The 16188-nt window shown below is 45.4% G+C and carries 14 protein-coding genes and 1 pseudogene; 12 read left to right on the top strand and 3 right to left on the bottom strand.

Features of this window, described 5'->3' with window-relative positions:
• The first annotated feature begins 375 nt into the window (after nucleotides 1–375).
• The 3 genes from AB5642_RS09150 (at nucleotide 376) to AB5642_RS09140 (ending at nucleotide 3070) form a co-directional block, all read left to right on the top strand.
• Entirely contained in the window at nucleotides 376–1770 is a 1395-nt protein-coding gene (locus AB5642_RS09150; RefSeq protein ID WP_173719039.1) for a glycine--tRNA ligase, read from the top strand.
• 180 nt (nucleotides 1771–1950) lie between these two features.
• The gene (locus tag AB5642_RS09145; RefSeq protein ID WP_173716885.1) at nucleotides 1951–2994 is read left to right on the top strand and encodes an acyltransferase; all 1044 of its coding nucleotides are present in this window, start codon (nucleotides 1951–1953) and stop codon (nucleotides 2992–2994) included.
• Nucleotides 2975–3070, top strand: a complete 96-nt coding sequence (locus AB5642_RS09140; protein WP_368361405.1) for a DUF6783 domain-containing protein — start codon at nucleotides 2975–2977, stop codon at nucleotides 3068–3070. The genes AB5642_RS09145 and AB5642_RS09140 overlap by 20 nt, the downstream gene beginning before the upstream one ends.
• A 112-nt stretch (nucleotides 3071–3182) precedes the next feature.
• On the opposite strand, the pseudogene AB5642_RS09135 reads toward AB5642_RS09140, so the two are convergent.
• Nucleotides 3183–3265 (bottom strand): annotated as a pseudogene (locus AB5642_RS09135) (DUF6783 domain-containing protein); the annotation flags it as partial.
• Nucleotides 3266–3293: 28 nt separating this feature from the next.
• Nucleotides 3294–4172 carry an aldose 1-epimerase family protein gene (locus tag AB5642_RS09130; RefSeq protein ID WP_148462326.1) on the bottom strand — a complete coding sequence of 293 codons (879 nt, stop codon included), beginning with the start codon at nucleotides 4170–4172 and terminating at the stop codon, nucleotides 3294–3296.
• 302 nt (nucleotides 4173–4474) lie between these two features.
• Here AB5642_RS09130 and AB5642_RS09125 point away from each other — a divergent pair, with 302 nt between their 5' ends.
• From AB5642_RS09125 to udp, 8 genes are all read left to right on the top strand, one after another.
• Nucleotides 4475–5731 carry a 6-phosphofructokinase gene (locus tag AB5642_RS09125; protein WP_148462325.1) on the top strand — a complete coding sequence of 419 codons (1257 nt, stop codon included), beginning with the start codon at nucleotides 4475–4477 and terminating at the stop codon, nucleotides 5729–5731.
• A gap of 166 nt (nucleotides 5732–5897) precedes the next feature.
• Nucleotides 5898–8528, top strand: coding sequence for a pyruvate, phosphate dikinase (ppdK, locus tag AB5642_RS09120; RefSeq protein ID WP_148462324.1), 2631 nt, complete (start codon nucleotides 5898–5900; stop codon nucleotides 8526–8528).
• Between the two features lie 141 nt (nucleotides 8529–8669).
• Nucleotides 8670–10010 carry an MATE family efflux transporter gene (locus AB5642_RS09115; RefSeq protein ID WP_173719038.1) on the top strand — a complete coding sequence of 447 codons (1341 nt, stop codon included), beginning with the start codon at nucleotides 8670–8672 and terminating at the stop codon, nucleotides 10008–10010.
• 217 nt (nucleotides 10011–10227) lie between these two features.
• The gene (locus AB5642_RS09110) at nucleotides 10228–11394 is read left to right on the top strand and encodes a BMP family protein (RefSeq protein ID WP_118578632.1); all 1167 of its coding nucleotides are present in this window, start codon (nucleotides 10228–10230) and stop codon (nucleotides 11392–11394) included.
• 272 nt (nucleotides 11395–11666) lie between these two features.
• Complete coding sequence (locus tag AB5642_RS09105) at nucleotides 11667–13208, top strand: ABC transporter ATP-binding protein (protein WP_368371553.1); 1542 nt, start codon at nucleotides 11667–11669, stop codon at nucleotides 13206–13208.
• Nucleotides 13201–14331, top strand: coding sequence for an ABC transporter permease (locus tag AB5642_RS09100; RefSeq protein WP_173719036.1), 1131 nt, complete (start codon nucleotides 13201–13203; stop codon nucleotides 14329–14331). Before AB5642_RS09105 ends, AB5642_RS09100 begins: the two co-directional genes overlap by 8 nt.
• On the top strand, nucleotides 14331–15272 hold the full coding sequence (locus AB5642_RS09095) for an ABC transporter permease (RefSeq protein WP_173719035.1): 942 nt from the start codon (nucleotides 14331–14333) through the stop codon (nucleotides 15270–15272). Before AB5642_RS09100 ends, AB5642_RS09095 begins: the two co-directional genes overlap by 1 nt.
• Before the next feature lie 4 nt (nucleotides 15273–15276).
• Nucleotides 15277–16056, top strand: a complete 780-nt coding sequence (udp, locus tag AB5642_RS09090) for a uridine phosphorylase (protein ID WP_118578624.1) — start codon at nucleotides 15277–15279, stop codon at nucleotides 16054–16056.
• Here the strand turns inward: udp and AB5642_RS09085 are convergent.
• The gene (locus AB5642_RS09085) at nucleotides 16053–16127 is read right to left on the bottom strand and encodes a DUF6783 domain-containing protein (RefSeq protein WP_334285891.1); all 75 of its coding nucleotides are present in this window, start codon (nucleotides 16125–16127) and stop codon (nucleotides 16053–16055) included. The two genes, udp and AB5642_RS09085, sit on opposite strands and share 4 nt — an antisense overlap.
• Here AB5642_RS09085 and AB5642_RS09080 point away from each other — a divergent pair.
• Nucleotides 16095–16188: DUF6783 domain-containing protein (locus tag AB5642_RS09080; protein ID WP_334297251.1), on the top strand; the 94-nt coding region annotated here is incomplete at its 3' end. The two genes, AB5642_RS09085 and AB5642_RS09080, sit on opposite strands and share 33 nt — an antisense overlap.

The following is a 16188-nucleotide window of genomic DNA, read 5'->3' as shown; positions in this document are numbered from 1 at the left end:
ACTTTATACCATGCAGTACATTGTAAGCTCGCCCATGACGAAGCTATACAGCTTTACAGTGACCGATGAGGTGCTGTGGGAGCTGGAACGGCATATTCAGCCTTATGTGGCAGGGAATACGGATAAGAAATTTAAGAGTTTGCAGATATTAGAAGTTATGATGTAAGTGGATTGGATGTTGCACATAACAGGAAAGCTGATTAACGTGCTTTGCTCTATACTTCGATAGCAGCACATGATTTGCTGTTCAAAAGTGCGGAAATTGTGTTTTTGCGGCAGAATGTACGGAATTGAGTACGCGGTATAACTTTACAAAAAGAAAAGTTGCGAGTATAATATTAGAAAATCATCTATCAAACAATGAGGAGAGATATCATGGAAAAAACAATGGACAAGATTATTGCTCTGGCAAAAGCAAGAGGATTTGTTTACCCGGGTTCTGAGATCTATGGAGGTCTTGCGAATACATGGGATTACGGCAACCTTGGCGTAGAGCTTAAGAATAACGTAAAGCGCGCATGGTGGCAGAAATTCATTCAGGAGTCTCCGTACAACGTAGGTGTTGACTGTGCCATCCTGATGAACCCGCAGACCTGGGTCGCATCCGGACATCTGGGAAGCTTCTCTGATCCGCTTATGGATTGTAAAGAGTGCCATGAGCGTTTCCGCGCAGACAAGATCATCGAGGACTACAGCCAGGAGCACGGCATTGAGCTTGAGAGCTCTGTAGACGGATGGTCTCAGGAAGAGATGAAGAATTTCATCGAAGAGCATAATGTTCCATGTCCTTCCTGTGGCAAACACAATTTCACAGATATCCGTCAGTTCAACCTGATGTTCAAGACCTTCCAGGGCGTAACTGAGGATGCTAAGAATACTGTATATTTAAGACCTGAGACAGCACAGGGTATTTTTGTAAACTTCAAGAACGTACAGAGAACATCCCGTAAGAAGATTCCATTTGGTATCGGTCAGATCGGTAAATCCTTCCGTAACGAGATCACACCTGGTAACTTCACATTCCGTACCCGTGAGTTCGAGCAGATGGAGCTTGAGTTCTTCTGCGAGCCGGACACAGACCTTGAGTGGTTTGCATACTGGAAGAGCTTCTGCCTGAACTGGCTGCATTCTCTTGGACTGAAGGATGAGGAAGTACGTTACCGTGACCATGACAAGGAAGAGCTGAGCTTCTACAGCAAGGCTACTACAGACGTTGAGTTCCTTTTCCCGTTTGGATGGGGCGAGCTTTGGGGAATCGCAGATAGAACAGACTACGACCTTACCCAGCACCAGAATGTATCCGGACAGGATCTTACTTACTTCGATGATGAGAAGAAGCAGAAATATATCCCATATGTAATCGAGCCGTCACTTGGTGCTGACCGTGTGGTTCTTGCATTCCTTTGCAGTGCATATGATGAGGAGGTTCTGGATGCAGAGAAGAACGACGTTCGTACAGTCCTTCACTTCCATCCGGCACTTGCACCGGTTAAGATCGGTGTGCTTCCGCTTTCCAAGAAGCTGAACGAGGGCGCTGAGAAAATCTACGCTCAGTTATCAAAGAAATACAACTGCGAATTTGATGATCGTGGAAACATCGGTAAACGTTACAGAAGACAGGACGAGATCGGTACTCCGTTCTGCGTAACCTACGATTTCGATTCCGAAACTGACGGAATGGTAACTGTCCGTGACCGTGATTCCATGGAGCAGGTTCGTATTAAGATTGATGAGCTGGATGCTTACTTCGCAGATAAATTTACATTCTGATTTATGTGACAGGCAGTTCAGAATCCTCATATAACAGGAATCTGAAAATGCCGCAGCAGCGTGTGGAAACCGCGTGGAGTGTATATAAAGTAATAAAAGGGCTGACTTTCTGAAATCAGATGGTTGGTCCTTTTGCTGTCCGTATTTGCCCGGAACAGCAGTTATTGGAGTTACGAGGAAATGAAAAAAAGACGTTGGACGTGTATTGATATTTTGAAATGCCTGGCTGCTATTGCAGTGGTTGAGATCCACAAGCCTCTGGAAATACAGGGGGGAGATGAATTCCTGATCCTGTGCCGTTTTGCAGTGCCTGTGTTTTTTATGATCACCGGATTCTTTTACCCGGAAACAGTGGCGAAGAAACGGGAACTGAAGCAGTTTGGCAAAATTTTCACCATTACCATTGGCGCAAATCTGTTTTACCTGCTATGGGAAATCCTTCTGGCAGTTGAGAAAAGAGAAAATATAAAAGAAGCACTGCTTGCAAGGTTTGAGGAAAGAGTTCCGGAGGATTTTATTTTGTGGAATTTTTCCCCGCTTTCACCGCACCTGTGGTATCTGCAGGCACTTCTCTATGTGCTTGTAATTGCTTTTATTGTAGAACATCTGGGACTGAGAAAGCTGGCTTATCTGGCGATTCCGGTGCTGTTGGCGGGAAGTCTCATAAAGGGAAGCTATTCCCTGTTTTTTGTGGGAAAAGAAGACTGTCATATTTATTATGCAAGGAACTTTCTGTACTGCGGACTTCCCTTTTTCTGGCTGGGCTGCTGGTTTGGATCCAGAAAGGAGGCTCTTCTTAGCTTTCTGGACAGGAAGAAAATGGGATTTTTGCTGTGTGGACTTCCTGTTTTCTGGAATATGGCTGTTATGGAGCAGAAGTGGCTGGAAAAGCGAAATGCCCTGGGAAGCCAGGAAGAGTATGCCGGAACCATTTTTCTGGCAATCTGCATCTTTCTTCTTTTTGTTGGCTGGCAGAATTTTTATGTGGAGAATTCTCTTACCAGAGCATTGGCAAAAGTGGGAAAAGACTATTCCATGCTTATCTATGTTCTTCACTACGCGGTCCTGCAGGCCTTGTCCAGATGCTTTAAAGGCAGAAGGAGCCTGCTTGCAAAGGGATACCATCAGTATGGGATGATGTTTGTGTTTGCGGTTACTGTGGTGATGGTGGCAGTTTACGCTAATGCTAGAGCCTGTTTGAAAAATCATTCTCGCAAATTGTGACGAACATCTTGCAGAAAGCCTTTTTCAGACACAATCTGGGGAAAAACTGAGGATGCCTTATGAAACTGAAAAGTGAGTGAATAAAATATCGGTACACTTCCAGAAGCGCGGAAGTGTACCGATATTTTTTTGCTCTGCTTAGAATGTGTCTGAAAAATCATTCCCACAATCTGCACGCCTCGCTTTGCAGTATATTTTGCCCAAATTCGGTTGCGTAGCCCGCTGCGGCGCCCTCATCCGGGCATGATCTCCCACAAATTGTGACGAACATCTTGCAGAAAGCCCTTTTCAAACACGATTTAGAATATTTCAATAGTATATGCCGTTTCAAACATCTCATCCATTTTCAGTTGATTGATAAATGGTTTCTCCGACAGATCTCCTGTGAATCCGCAATCATCGCAGCGTCCCATCCATGGCTCCAGGCAGACAAATGGGGCATCCTGGGAAGCTGACCAGATCCCGAAATTGGGGAATCCCACACAGCGCAGCTCCAGATAAGGAGTGCCGTCTGGCAGCTGGATGCCGGCCCTTGTGATCTGATTGTCAAATACCAGTGCATCGTGGTCAAACATGTGATCCTCAATCTGGCAGGTGCTATTTTCCAGCTTCAGAGTGGCCTTTTCCTCAGCCTTGGCCGTGCCGCTCTCCGGATCAAGAAGAAGGTATGTAAGGCTTTCCTGTCCGTCAAAGGTAAGACGGTAATCACTTCTTCTGGTATCCGGCAGAACCGGTACACGAAATGCCGGATGTCCGCCGATGGCGAAATACATATCCGTGTCACTGTTATTTGCTACCTTCCAGCTGACTGTAAGGGTGCGCCCCTTCAGAATATGACGGATGCGGAGCACGAAATCAAAAGGATAAACCTCTTTGGTCTCTTCTGTAGAACGAATCTGGTGGGTTACGGAATCCAGTGTGGAATCAATACATGTGAAATCTGTGTCACGGGCAAAGCCATGCTGCTTGGAAGCATATTCCTTATCACCGATCCGGTAATGATTTCCATAATGCTTTCCTACATTTGGAAAAAGAACCGGCGCATGACGTCCCCAGAACCTGGGATCTCCCTGCCAGATCACCTCACGGTCTTTCTCTTTGTCATAAATGCTGACCAGCTCAGCCCCATGGTCGTCAATGGCCACTTTCAGAAAGTCATTTTCCAAAACTCTTTTCATGATGTAAAACCTCCATGTGTGATGTTATATGTGGAGCGCGAATTCTGCCTGCAGAGCTCCACAGAGCGCGTTTTCTCCATTATATCACTATATCTGTAAATTTCACCATTAAAAAATTGCATTATTTGTCCGAAATATAAATAATTCATATAAAAACGACATAAAAACATAATTAAATATGCAAAACGTACAATATCACATTGACTTTGCCATATGCCTTTGGTAAACTATACAATTATAGGGTGAATGACATAGAGATTTTCGACACCCACATCCATTCGAAATAGAGGAGGAATACCACCATGGCAAAGAAAAGAAATATTATTGTAGGACAGTCCGGCGGCCCAACATCTGTAATTAATTCCAGTCTTGCAGGCGTATACAAGAATGCAGTAGAGCGTGGCTTTGACAAGGTATATGGAATGCTTCACGGAATCCAGGGGCTGCTTGACGAGCAGTATATCGACCTTTCTACCCAGATCCATTCCGAGCTTGACATTGAGCTTCTGAAAAGGACTCCGTCCGCATTTCTTGGTTCCTGCCGTTATAAGCTTCCGGAAATCCACGAAGACAGAGCTATCTATGAGAAAATCTTCGATATTCTGAACAAACTGGAGATCTATGCATTTATCTACATCGGCGGAAATGATTCCATGGATACCATCAAGAAGCTGTCTGATTATGCCATCATTACCGGACAGACCCAGAAATTCCTTGGTGTTCCGAAGACCATTGACAATGACCTTGCACTTACCGATCATACCCCAGGCTTCGGAAGTGCAGCCAAGTATATAGCAGCTTCCACCAAGGAAGTGATCCGTGACGCAGAAGGTCTCACCTATAAGAAAAATATGATTACCATTATGGAAATCATGGGAAGAAATGCGGGCTGGCTTACAGGCGCCACTGCACTTTCCAAGTCAGAAGACTGCGAAGGACCAGATCTCATTTACCTTCCGGAGGTTCCCTTTGATATTGAGAAATTCCTCGCAAAAGTGAAAGACCTTCTGAAAAAGAAATCCTCCGTTGTCATTGCTGTATCCGAAGGAATCAAGCTGGCTGACGGACGCTATGTCTGCGAGCTTGGAAGCGTAGGAGATTATGTGGACGCATTTGGACACAAGCAGCTGCAGGGAACTGCCACCTATCTGGCGAATTTCCTGGCAGCAGAGTGCGGCTGCAAGACCCGTGCCGTAGAGCTTTCCACCCTTCAGAGAAGCGCTTCCCATATGGCATCCCGGGTGGATATTGATGAGGCTATGATGGTTGGCGGTGCAGCCGTAAAGGCAGCAGATGAAGGTGACACCGGCAAGATGGTAGTCATCGACCGTGTATCCGACGATCCATATATGGCAGCTACTGGAATTTACGATGTACACCGAATCGCCAATGAAGAGAAGCTGGTTCCGAGAAACTGGATGAACAAGGATGCAAATAATGTGACCAAGGACTTTATCGACTATATTAAACCACTGATCCAGGGCGATTATCAGCCGATCATGGTAAATGGTGTTCCCCGTCATCTGGTGCTGAATACTGGAAGAAAAAAGAAAAATTGAGAAAATGATAAAAAATTGACTGTTTTTTGCCAGAATTACCTTGACGAATGACGAATAAGCCTATAAAATAACTATGTGCGTATAAAACATAGTTTATGTTTATGAAAGTAACTGTGAAGATACTGAACAGTTACCAATGAACAAATTTTTAGGAGGAAAATGTAAAATGGCAAAATGGGTTTACATGTTTACAGAAGGTAACGCTGATATGAGAAACCTTCTGGGTGGTAAAGGTGCTAACCTTGCTGAGATGACAAACCTTGGACTTCCTGTACCTCAGGGATTTACAATCACTACTGAAGCTTGTACTCAGTACTATGAGGATGGAAGACAGATCAACGACGAGATCATGGGTCAGATCATGGAAGCAATCACCAAGATGGAAGGAGTTACCGGAAAGAAATTCGGTGACATCGAGAATCCTCTGCTTGTTTCCGTTCGTTCAGGCGCAAGAGCTTCTATGCCAGGTATGATGGATACTATCCTGAACCTTGGTTTAAATGAAGACGTTGTAGCTGTATTATCTGAGAAATCCGGCAACCCACGTTGGGCTTGGGACTGCTACAGAAGATTTATCCAGATGTACTCTGACGTAGTTATGGAAGTTGGTAAGAAATATTTCGAAGAGCTTATCGACAAAATGAAAGCTGAAAGAGGCGTTAAACTTGACGTTGAGCTTACAGCTGACGACCTTAAAGAACTTGCTATGCAGTTCAAGGCTGAATATAAAGAAAAAATCGGTTCCGATTTCCCGGCTGACCCGAAAGAGCAGTTAGTTGGTGCAATCAAAGCCGTATTCCGTTCCTGGGACAACCCACGTGCCAACGTATATCGTCGTGACAACGATATCCCATATTCCTGGGGTACAGCTGTTAACGTACAGATGATGGCATTCGGTAACATGGGTGATGACTGTGGTACTGGTGTTGCATTTACAAGAGACCCAGCTACAGGAAACAAAGGTCTGTTCGGTGAGTTCCTTACCAATGCACAGGGTGAGGACGTTGTTGCTGGTGTTCGTACACCTATGCACATCGCTGAGATGGAGCAGAAGTTCCCGGAAGCATTCAAGAAATTTACAGAAGTTTGCCATACTCTGGAGACACACTACAGAGATATGCAGGATATGGAGTTCACTGTTGAGCATGGCCAGTTATACATGCTGCAGACACGTAATGGTAAGAGAACCGCTCAGGCTGCTCTGAAGATCGCTTGTGACCTTGTTGATGAGGGAATGAGAACAGAGGAAGAAGCAGTAGCTATGATCGATCCTCGTAACCTTGATACTCTTCTTCATCCGCAGTTCGACGCTAAGGCTCTGAAAGCTGCTACACCAATGGGCAAAGGTCTTGGAGCTTCTCCAGGAGCTGCTTGTGGTAAGATCGTATTCACAGCTGATGACGCTGTAGAGTGGGCTGAGAGAGGCGAGAAGGTTATCCTTGTTCGTCTTGAGACATCCCCAGAGGATATCACAGGTATGAAATCTGCTGAAGGTATCCTGACAGTTCGTGGTGGTATGACATCTCATGCAGCAGTAGTTGCCCGTGGTATGGGTGAGTGCTGTGTATCCGGATGCGGTGATATCGCTATGGACGAAGCTAATAAGAAATTTACACTTGCTGGCAAAGAGTTCCACGAGGGAGATTTCCTTTCCATCGATGGTACAACAGGTAACATCTACGACGGAATCATCCCGACAGTAGACGCTACAATCGCTGGTGAGTTCGGACGTATCATGGCTTGGGCTGACAAGTACAGAACAATGAAAGTTCGTACAAACGCTGATACTCCTGCTGACGCTAAGAAAGCAGTTGAGCTTGGTGCTGAAGGTATCGGTCTTTGCCGTACAGAGCATATGTTCTTCGGTGAGGGACGTATCGATGCATTCCGTGAGATGATCTGCTCCACAACAGCTGAGGAGAGAGAAGCAGCACTTGCTAAGGTTCTTCCATATCAGCAGGAAGACTTCGAAGGTCTGTTCGAGGCTCTCGAGGGCAACCCTGTAACAATCCGTTTCCTGGATCCGCCGCTTCATGAGTTCGTTCCTACAGAAGAGGATGACATCAAGAAGCTTGCTGACGCTCAGGGCAAGACTGTAGAAGAGATCAAGACTATCATCAATTCTCTTCATGAGTTCAACCCAATGATGGGACATCGTGGATGCCGTCTGGCAGTTACTTACCCAGAGATCGCTAAGATGCAGACAACAGCAGTTATCCGTGCAGCTATCAATGTAAAGAAAGCTCACGCTGACTGGAATATCTGCCCAGAGATCATGATCCCGTTAGTAGGTGATATCAAAGAGCTTAAATATGTTAAGAAGTTTGTTGTTGAGACAGCTGACGCTGAGATCGCAGCAGCAGGCGTAGATCTGAAATATGAAGTAGGTACAATGATCGAGATCCCACGTGCAGCTCTTACAGCTGACCAGATCGCTTCTGAGGCTGACTTCTTCTGCTTCGGTACCAACGACTTAACTCAGATGACATACGGCTTCTCCCGTGATGACGCTGGTAAATTCCTTAACGCATACTATGACGCTAAGATCTTCGAGAACGATCCATTTGCAAAACTGGATCAGGTTGGCGTTGGTAAGCTTATGGATATGGCTATCAAACTTGGTAAGCCAGTTAACCCGAACCTTCACATCGGAATCTGTGGAGAGCACGGTGGAGATCCATCTTCTGTAGAGTTCTGCAACAAGATCGGTCTTGACTATGTATCCTGCTCACCATTCCGTGTACCGGTTGCTCGTCTGGCAGCAGCTCAGGCAGCTATCGCTCAGAAGAATAAATAATTTATTCTGAATATATATTTAAGTCATACTTCAGTATGATATGTGTCCAAGCGTAAAAATTGCCTTGGAGAATTGTAGAAATACGGTTCTTCAAGGTTTTTTTGTTTCAGGAATATACTCCAGAAAGGAAATTTTATACTAATGAAAACCAAGATTCAGGATATGACCTCCGGTTCGCCGGGGAGATTGATCATTCTTTTTGCAATTCCCTTGATGTTGGGGAATATCTGTCAGCAGCTTTATACAATGGTGGATACTATGGTCGTTGGCCAGATTGCAGGTGTGGAGGCTCTTGCAGCACTGGGCGCGGTTGACTTTCTGATGTGGGTTGTCACAGGAATATCTACTGGTCTCACTCAGGGATTTTCTATTCAGCTCTCCCAGTATTATGGTGCAAAGGATTTTGAAAATCTGCGTAAATCTCTGGCACACAGTTACCGGCTGACTGCATTCATCGCAGTGGGAGTATTCATTCTCAGCCAGTCCTTTGCTGCACTGGTATTAACAGGGCTGCATACACCTTCCAATATTATTGGAATGTCATTATTATATCTGCGTATTATTTTCTGCGGAATCCCGGCTACTGCAGCTTATAATATGTTTGCCGCTGCTTTAAGGGCTATGGGAAACAGTAAAACACCATTAACGGCAATGATCATCGCATCTGTACTGAATATTTCATTGGATATCCTTTTTGTGGCAGGCTTCGGATGGGGTGTGGCAGGGGCAGCAATCGCAACTGTGATTGCGCAGAGTTTTTCTGCCGTGTACTGTTTCCTGATTTTACGCAGAATTGATATTGTTCATCTGTCCAGAGCAGATTTTATGTCTGCCGCAGGAATGAATGCCCGTCTGATGAAGCTTGGTATTCCTGTTGTATTTCAGAATATCATTATCGGTGTAGGCGGTCTGGTAGTCCAGTACGTGATCAATGGCTATGGCTTTCTTTTTGTGGCAGGATTTACAGCTACAAACAAGCTTTATGGTCTGTTGGAAATGGCAGCGATTTCTTATGGATATGCCATCGTTACTTATGTGGGCCAGAATCTGGGAGCCAGAAGGATCGACAGGATCAGGAAAGGTGTCCGCAGCAGTATGCTGCTTTCGCTGCTTACCTCACTGATCATTTCTGCTGCCATGTTTTTATTTGGAAAAAATATCCTCTCACTTTTCATCTCAGGTGAACCGCAGCAGACACAGGAGGTACTTGCAATTGCTTTTAAATACCTTTCTATTATGGCTGCCATGCTCTGGGTGTTGTACTTCCTGTATGTGTACAGATCTGCACTGCAGGGACTGGGAGATACGTTAATGCCTATGGTAAGTGGTATGGCCGAATTTGTCATGCGTATCAGTGCTGCGCTAATTCTTCCCCATTTTATCGGGCAGGACGGTATTTTCTTTGCGGAGATTGCAGCATGGAGCGGAGCTACTGTGATTTTATGTATCAGCTATTATGTGCGGATGCATAAATATCATTAAGGCAAAATATATGATACGGAAAATAAAAAAAGAGACATATGTCTTTTGACAAAAAAACAAATATAAAAAAATATACTAAAAAACACTTGAAAAAATATCCTTTTTGTACGAAAATGAAAATAAATATAAAAAAAGGGACATGTGTCCTGTTTTAAAAGTGAGACATATGTCATTGTAGAGATAACAAAGCCAATTTCAAAAAAGGAGGAAAAATAATATGAAGAAAAGAATTGCAGCTATGGTTCTTGCAGGTGCAATGGCACTTTCCCTTGCACCAGCTTACGGAGTGACAGAGGTGAAGGCTGAGGCTGGAGATATGAAGATCGCCATGGTAACTGACTCCGGTGATATTACAGACCAGAGCTTTAACCAGACCACTTACGAGGCATGTAAGGCGTGGTCCGAAGAGAATGGTTCTGAGTTCAACTATTATAAACCAGAGAGCGACTCTGATGAGGCACGTAACGCAAGTGTTGACCAGGCTGTAGCAGATGGAGCTAACGTGATCGTGCTTCCGGGATATATGTTCGCAGCTACTATCGTAGAGCAGTCTGAGATGTATCCGGACGTGAAGTTTATTGCACCAGACGTAAGTGCAGGCGATATCTGTGAGAAGGGTGTTGGCGAAGGATACACCTACAATCCGGATGATTATGAAGTGACCGATTACTACAATGCAGACAATGTTTACTGCTGTACTTATCAGGAAGAGATCTCCGGATACATGGCTGGATATGCAGCTGTGAAGCTTGGATACAAGCATCTTGGATTCCTCGGCGGTATGTCTGTACCGGCTGTTACCCGTTTTGGATATGGATATGTTCAGGGCGTGGACGAAGCAGCCAAAGAGCTTGGAATCACAAGTGACGTTGAGCTTGAGTATGTATGCGGCGGACAGTTCTACGGTGATGCAGACATCACAGCTTACATGGATACCTGGTACGGAAGCAAGGGCGTTGAAGTTGTATTCGCATGCGGCGGTGGAATCTACACATCTGCAGCAGAAGCAGCAGCAAAGGTTGACGGCAAGGTAATCGGTGTTGACTCTGACCAGTCCGGAATCATCGGCGAGGACATCACTGTTACATCCGCTATGAAGGGTCTTGCACCGACAGTAAAGACTGCACTTGATGCGATCAAGGATGGCAATTGGGAATCTGATTACGCTGGAAAGATCGACAACCTTGGTCTTGTATCTGAGAACCCGGAAGACAACTATGTACAGCTCCCAATGGAGACAACCCAGTGGGATGACAATTTCACTGTAGATGATTACAAAGATCTTGTAAAGAAATTATACAATGGCGAGATTGAAGTAAGCAGCGACATCACAGCAATGCCAGAGACTGAGATCACAGTAAATGATTACGGCAGCATCAAATAAGACAACCAACTACTCCGCATAGTAAATGCAATTATAAATCACGGGTAGGGTTCCGACAGGAAAGCAGACTGGTCTTAACATGAAGAATGGCCATGCAGTGAGAAAAAGGGGAGTGAGCAGTGGCCACTCCCCTTTTTTACGTAAGTGCCGTCATAATAAGACTTATAGTACTGTTCACTCGAGAGGTTTTTGGTGAATGAAGTGATCAGTAACCGTTTTATTACTTGTGCTTTCTGTCTGCGACTTTGCCATGAAAAAAGGAGAAAGCGAAGATGAGTGAATATGCAATTGAAATGCTGGGAATAACCAAGCGTTTTCCCGGAATCATCGCAAATGACAATATCACACTTCAGTTAAAAAAAGGTGAGATCCACGCTCTGCTTGGCGAAAATGGAGCAGGTAAATCCACTTTGATGAGCGTTCTGTTTGGTCTGTATCAGCCGGAAGAGGGCGAGATCCACAAAGATGGAAAGAAAGTTGAAATCAAAGATCCAAACGATGCAAATGACCTGGGCATTGGAATGGTACATCAGCATTTCAAATTGATAGAATGCTTCAGTGTTCTGGATAATATTATCCTTGGCGTTGAGACCACAAAAAACGGTTTCCTTCAGAAAGAGGGCGCGCGTAAAAAGGTTATGGCCCTTTCCGAAAAATATGGTCTTTCTGTAGACCCGGATGCCATTATCGAGGATACCACAGTAGGTATGCAGCAGAGAACCGAGATCCTGAAAATGCTTTACCGTGACAACGAGATCCTGATCTTTGATGAGCCTACTGCAGTACTTACCCCGCAGGAGATTCAGAAATTGATGCAGATCATGAAGAACCTGGCAGCAGAGGGCAAAAGCATTCTGTTCATTACCCACAAGCTTGGTGAGATCATGCAGGTTGCAGACCGCTGTACCGTTCTTCGTAAGGGAAAATGCATCGGAACCGTAGACATCAGGGATACTAACCCGGAGAAGCTTTCCGCCATGATGGTTGGACGAGACGTAAACTTCGTTGTAGAGAAAGAAGAAGCAAAGCCCGGTGAAGTTGTTCTGGATATCAAGGATATGGTGGTTGCTTCCAAGCATCATAAGAATAACGCAGTCAACGGCGTTTCTCTTCAGGTCCACAGAGGTGAGATCGTATGTATCGCCGGAATCGACGGAAATGGCCAGACTGAATTTGTCTATGGGCTTTCCGGTCTGGAGCCACTGAAAAGCGGCACCATCACTATGAATGGAAAAGACATTACTCACATGCCAATCCGTGAGCGCCTTACCTCCGGTATGAGTCATATCCCGGAAGACCGTCACAAGCATGGTCTGGTACTTGATTATTCCCTGGAAGACAACATCGTTCTTCAGAGATATTTCGAACCACAGTTCACCAATAAATTTGGCTTTTTGAAACGCAAAGAGATTCGCAGATATGCCAACCGTCTGATCGAACAGTACGATATCCGTTCCGGTCAAGGTGCCATCACCAAGGCAAGATCCATGTCTGGTGGAAACCAGCAGAAAGCAATCATTGCCCGTGAGATCGACAAGAATCCGGAGCTTTTGATTGCAGTTCAGCCTACCCGTGGTCTGGATGTTGGAGCAATCAAGCATGTTCACAAACAGCTGGTACAGGCAAGAGATGCAGGGAAAGGCGTTCTTCTGATCAGTCTGGAGCTGGATGAGGTTATGAATGTATCAGACCGGATTCTGGTAATGTACGAAGGAGAAATTGTAGGAGAATTTGACCCGAAGAAAGTAACCGTAGAGGAACTTGGCCTTTACATGGCAGGATCGAAGAGAAAGGAGACGAAGAGCAATGAATAATGAATCCAAAAAGAAAGAAAGCATTCTGAGAAACAATGCGGTTCAGACCATCATTGCCTCTCTTTTATGCATTGTGATCGGTCTTCTCATCGGTTATCTGGTACTTCTTATTATCAATCCTGCAGGAGCTGCGGGTGCGATTACTGCAATTATCAAGAATTATTTTTACTATCCAAGCCAGAAGGCTATGATGAAGTATATGGGAACCACACTGGTAAAGGCTTCCGCACTTCTGATGTGTTCCCTGTCCGTTCTGTTTGCTTACAAGGTTGGACTTTTTAACATTGGAGCAGCAGGACAGTATGTAGTTGGAGCCGGAGCTTCTCTGTATTTTGCATTAAAACTTGGCATGCCCTGGTATGTATGCATGATCGCAGCAATTGTGATCGCAGCCCTGGTAGGCGGCATCTCCGGTGCACTGAAGGCTTACTTCAATGTAAACGAGGTTATTTCCTGTATCATGCTGAACTGGATTTCCCTGTATGTGGTGAATATGCTTCTTACCCAGGTGAAATCCGAGTCTACTCCATACACTGTAGATCTTTCTAGCGGCAATAAGAGCGCTCTTCTTCCTAACTGTGGACTGGACGAGATCTTTTCTGGCAACAAATTCGTATCCATCGGTCTTATTATTTCTGTGGTAATGGCGATCATAGTGTGGGTACTTCTGGAAAAAACAAAATTCGGTTTTGAGCTTCGCGCAACAGGTATGAACAAAAATGCTGCAAAATACTGCGGCATGAAAGAAAAGAGAAATACCATTGTAACCATGATGATCGCTGGCGGCCTTGCAGGACTTGGTGCAGCTGTTTTCTATCTCAGCGGAATTGAGACCTGGATGGTTCAGCAGACAACCGTTCCGGGCATGGGCTTTAATGGAATCGCAGCAGCCTTCCTTGGCGGCCTTCATCCCATCGGAGCAATTTTTTCCTCTTATTTTATCCAGCACATTACAAGTGGTGGAAGTTATGTGGATAAGACCATGTATTGTGCACAGATCTCTGATCTGATCTCCGCGTTTATCATTTATCTGTGTGGATTTGTATTCTTCTTCAAACTCTGGTTAAACCGTTATCTCGACAGGAGAGATGAGAAAAAAGCTGCAAAAGGAGGAGAAAAATAATGTTATTATTGATTCAGTATACATTAATATTTGCTTCTGTATTGATTCTCGTAGCACTTGGCGGCTGTTTTTCCGAGCACAGCGGTGTCATCAACATTGGTCTTGAGGGAATTATGGTTATGGGTGCACTTGGCGGTGCCCTGATGATGAAATATCTTCCGGATTCCGCTCCGGCACCAGTTGTGATCCTTCTGGTGGTTCTGGCCAGTGTGCTTGTGGGAATGATATTTTCCCTGCTCCTTGGTGTGGCTGCCATTCATTTCAATGCAGACCAGACACTGGTTGGTACGGCCCTGAATCTTCTTGGACCGGCAGCAGCTGTTGTTATCGTAAGAGCCATCAACATGGCAGAAAATCCAGACAACGTTTCTTCCACAGTTGCTTACAAGGTGGCCAAGAAAGCGTTCCTGATAAGAATTGGAAAATTTGAATTCAGCTGGTTCATGCTTTTTGCACTGCTGATCCTCATTGCTTCTTATGTGGTACTTTATAAGACCAGATTCGGACTTCGTCTGATGGCATGTGGTGAGCATCCACAGGCAGCCGATTCAGTAGGTATCAATGTTTTTAAAATGCGTTACGCTGGCGTTTTGATCTCCGGTGCACTTGGCGGTCTTGGGGGACTGGTTTATATTACTGCCGGTGTAAGTGAGTGGAAATTTGAGAACGGAGTTGCCGGCTTTGGTTTCCTTGCCCTTGCTGTTATGATCTTCGGACAGTGGAAGCCGGTAAACATCGGACTGGCAGCTCTTCTGTTCGGCCTTTTCCGTGCGCTGTCAAACGTATACACAGGATTTGATGCGCTGGTAGCCTTGAAGCTTCCCAGCACATTATACAACATGTTCCCATATATTATTTCCCTGATCGTTCTGGTGTTTGTATCCAAGAACTCCAGGGCACCGAAGGCGGAAGGCATTCCGTACGATAAAGGACAGAGGTGACACTATGAAAAACTATTCTGAAGATGCCAGCAGGCAGTATCATATCCAGGTTGCAAAGGGGGAAGTTGGCCGCTATGTGATCATGCCGGGAGACCCGAAAAGGTGTGTGAAAATTGCCCAGTATTTTGACAACCCGGTTCTCATTGCAGACAACAGAGAATATATCACATATACAGGAACCCTGGACGGCGTGAAAGTCAGCGTGACATCCACCGGAATCGGCGGACCGTCTGCCTCCATTGCCATGGAAGAGCTTTCCCGGTGCGGCGCAGATACTTTTGTCCGCATTGGAACCTGCGGCGGTATGCAGCCTGAGGTAAAAAGCGGAGATATCGTAATTGCCACAGGTGCCATCCGTATGGAGGGAACCAGCCGGGAATATGCCCCCATAGAGTATCCGGCAGTAGCTAATCTGGACGTGACAAACGCCCTTGTGGCAGCTGCGAAAGAAAAAGGACTTTCCTGTCATACAGGTGTTGTCCAGTGCAAAGACGCTTTTTACGGACAGCATGAGCCTGAAGCAATGCCAGTTGGTTATGAGCTGCTCAACAAATGGGAGGCCTGGAAGAAAATGGGCTGTCTTGCTTCCGAAATGGAATCTGCAGCGCTTTTTATCGCAGCTGGCAAGCTTCGTGCCAGAGCTGGCTCCTGTTTCCTTGTGCTTGCAAATCAGGAAAGAGAGAAGCTGGGACTGGATAATCCGGTTGTGCATGATACAGATATGGCAATCCAGGTGGCTGTTGAAGCTGTGAGAAAGCTGATCCGGGAGGATTCGTCGAATTAAGACCGTGACATCGCAATCTGCACGCCCCACTTTGCGTTATATTTTGCCTGAATTCGGTTGCCGTAGCCCATTACGGCGCCCTCATTCGGGCGAAATCTCCCACAAATTGTGACGAACATCTTGCAGTTACTT

This window comes from Ruminococcus sp. 1001136sp1_2201st1_G3_2201SCRN_220225 (genome assembly GCF_040924365.1).
GTDB classification, from domain to species: Bacteria; Bacillota; Clostridia; order Lachnospirales; family Lachnospiraceae; genus Blautia_A; species Blautia_A faecis.
Note: the sequence above shows the minus strand (reverse complement) of the source record. Positions and strands in the feature narration are given on the sequence as shown.

Excerpts from the sequence above, each read along its gene's own strand:
- AB5642_RS09150 (WP_173719039.1), top strand. The coding sequence starts at position 376 with ATGGAAAAAACAATGGACAAGATTATTGCTCTGGCAAAAGCAAGAGGA.
- AB5642_RS09145 (WP_173716885.1), top strand. The coding sequence starts at position 1,951 with ATGAAAAAAAGACGTTGGACGTGTATTGATATTTTGAAATGCCTGGCT.
- AB5642_RS09130 (WP_148462326.1), bottom strand. The coding sequence starts at position 4,172 with ATGAAAAGAGTTTTGGAAAATGACTTTCTGAAAGTGGCCATTGACGAC.
- AB5642_RS09125 (WP_148462325.1), top strand. The coding sequence starts at position 4,475 with ATGGCAAAGAAAAGAAATATTATTGTAGGACAGTCCGGCGGCCCAACA.
- ppdK (WP_148462324.1), top strand. The coding sequence starts at position 5,898 with ATGGCAAAATGGGTTTACATGTTTACAGAAGGTAACGCTGATATGAGA.
- AB5642_RS09115 (WP_173719038.1), top strand. The coding sequence starts at position 8,670 with ATGAAAACCAAGATTCAGGATATGACCTCCGGTTCGCCGGGGAGATTG.
- AB5642_RS09110 (WP_118578632.1), top strand. The coding sequence starts at position 10,228 with ATGAAGAAAAGAATTGCAGCTATGGTTCTTGCAGGTGCAATGGCACTT.
- AB5642_RS09105 (WP_368371553.1), top strand. The coding sequence starts at position 11,667 with ATGAGTGAATATGCAATTGAAATGCTGGGAATAACCAAGCGTTTTCCC.
- AB5642_RS09100 (WP_173719036.1), top strand. The coding sequence starts at position 13,201 with ATGAATAATGAATCCAAAAAGAAAGAAAGCATTCTGAGAAACAATGCG.
- AB5642_RS09095 (WP_173719035.1), top strand. The coding sequence starts at position 14,331 with ATGTTATTATTGATTCAGTATACATTAATATTTGCTTCTGTATTGATT.
- udp (WP_118578624.1), top strand. The coding sequence starts at position 15,277 with ATGAAAAACTATTCTGAAGATGCCAGCAGGCAGTATCATATCCAGGTT.